Source organism: Streptomyces sp. NPDC049577 (assembly GCF_040675635.1).
In the GTDB taxonomy this organism is placed as follows: Bacteria; Actinomycetota; Actinomycetes; order Streptomycetales; family Streptomycetaceae; genus Streptomyces.
In genome coordinates, this window is sequence record NZ_JBFAPH010000573.1 from 1 (window position 1) to 2,194 (window position 2,194).

At 76.2% G+C, this 2,194-nt stretch carries 2 protein-coding genes and 1 pseudogene; all 3 read left to right on the forward strand.

Features of this window, described 5'->3' with window-relative positions; translation table 11 throughout:
• Positions 1-981: DMT family transporter (locus AB0K09_RS32775; protein ID WP_366069037.1), on the forward strand; the 981-nt coding region annotated here is incomplete at its 5' end.
• Positions 982-1,110: 129 nt separating this feature from the next.
• The gene (locus tag AB0K09_RS32780; protein ID WP_366069038.1) at positions 1,111-1,632 is read left to right on the forward strand and encodes an inorganic diphosphatase; all 522 of its coding nucleotides are present in this window, start codon (positions 1,111-1,113) and stop codon (positions 1,630-1,632) included.
• A 50-nt stretch (positions 1,633-1,682) separates the two neighbouring features.
• Positions 1,683-2,194, forward strand: a pseudogene (locus AB0K09_RS32785) (hypothetical protein); the annotation flags it as partial.

Genomic DNA, 2,194 nt, shown 5'->3' on the forward strand with positions numbered 1-2,194 from the left:
CAGGGACGATGCGGGCGCCACCGGCGCGCGGGCATGGTGGAGGACATGAGAGGACTGCTGGCGTCGGTACTGCTGTGCCTGGTGTCCGCCGTCTGCTACGCGGCCGCGGCGATCGTCCAGGAGCGGGTCGCCGCGACGGACCCGCGCCGGGCCGGATTCGCGCCGGTGCGCCGGCCGGCGAGGTGGGCCGCGGTCGCGCTCACGGGCGCGGGCTCCGGGCTGCACGTGGCCGCGCTGGCGTGCGGACCGCTGAGCCTGGTGCAGCCGCTCGGCGCGCTCACCATCGTCTTCGCGCTGCCCATGGCCGCGCTCGCCGCCCGCAGACCCGTGCGCGGCGCCGGCTGGCGCGGCGCCCTGCTGGCCACGGCCGGCCTGGCCGGACTGCTCGCCCTGACCGGACCGCCGCGCGCCGAGTCGCTCGCCCGCGCGGACCGGCCGGTGCTGGCCGGCGTGGTGCTCGCCGCCGTGGCCGCGCTCGTCTGCGTGACGCGCTGGGTGGCATGGGTGCGACGCCGCCCGGTCGTCCGCGGCGTCCTGCTGGCGGCGGGCGCCGGGGCCGCCTTCGGCATGGCGTCCGTCTTCACCAAGGCCGCCGCCGACGACCTCGCCGCGCACCGCACGGGCGCGCTGCCGCCCGCCCTCGGCGCCATCGCGCTGCTCGCCTCCTGCGGCATGCTCCTGTCCCAGGCCTCCTACCGAGGCGCCGGACTGGCGGCGCCCCTGGCCACCGTCACCGTGGTCAACCCGGTCGTCGCGGCCGCCGTGGGCGTCCTCGCCCTCGGCGAGGCGTTCCGCTACGGCCCCGCGGGCACCCTCCTCGCCGGCGCCGCGGGCGCCCTGGCGGCGGCGGGCGTCGTCATCCTCACCCTCCGGCGCACCCCGGAGCGGCCCGAGCCCGGGGCGCCCTCACCCGGACCACGCCCCCGGCTCGTGCCGGACCCCCGCCGCTCCCTGGAACCGTCCCGCCTGGGCGCGGACTGACGGAGCGCCACTGGCGAGGCCGAGGGCTTTCCCGGAGAACCGCCACCCCGGCCGGAGGCCCCATGGTCAGGTGGGCCCCCACGCGTCACCATGGGAACTTACGGCCGAGCCCCCTCCGGAGGAGGACCCGTGGAGTTTGACGTCGTCGTCGAGATTCCCCAAGGCAGCCGCAACAAGTACGAGATGGACCACGAGTGGGGGCGGATCCGGCTGGACCGGCTGTTGTTCACCTCGACGCGGTACCCCGCCGACTACGGCTACATCCACGGGACGCTCGGCGCGGACGGCGATCCGCTGGACGCGCTGGTGCTCGCGGGTGAGCCCACCTTCCCCGGGATCCTGATCCGGTGCCGCGCCATCGGGATGTTCCGGATGCGGGACGAACAGGGCGAGGACGACAAGGTGTTGTGCGTGCCCGCCGGGGATCCCCGGCACGAGCACGTCCGCGACCTCAGACACCTCCCCGAGTTCGACCGGCTGGAGATCCAGCACTTCTTCGAGGTGTACAAGGAGCTCGAACCCGGCAAATCCGTCGACACAGCCTGCTGGGCCGACCGCGCCGCCGCCGAGGCCGAGATCGACGCGTCCCGCGAGCGCGCGAGGCAGGCGGAGCCGCCGGAGGTGGCACCGGAGGCGTCGCCGGGCTCGTAAGGGGCGGCCTCCCCGGGGGCCGCACAGCCGCATGCGGTAAAAGAGGCCGCATGGCAACCCCCGGTCGTCGCCCCGCCCTCCGCGCCCTGCCCGCCCCGGCCCTCCTGGCCGTCGCGCTCGCCTACGCCGTGCTGCAGACCTGCTACGCCGTCGCGCACATGGACCTGGGCTGGGACGAGACCGTCTACCTCTCGCAGGTCGACCCCCGCAACCCGGCCGCGTTCTTCAGTGCGCCCCGCTCCCGGGGCGTCAGCTTCCTGGTGGCGCCCGTCATCGCGCTGACGTCCTCGACGACGGCGCTGCGGCTGGTGCTCGTGGCGCTCTCCTCGGCCGCCCTGTACGCCGCGTTCGCGGTGTGGGAGCCCCTGGCCGGCCGGGCGCGGACGGCGCTCGCGGCCCTGCTGTTCACCACTCTGTGGATCACGGTGCTGAGCGGCCCGGAGATCATGCCGAACCTCTGGGTCGCGCTGGCCGCGGTGGCCGCCGCCGGCTGGTTCCTGCGGGCGCGCTCCGGCACGCCCGGGCGCCGCAGGGCGCTCGTCGGCCTCACCGCGACGCTCGC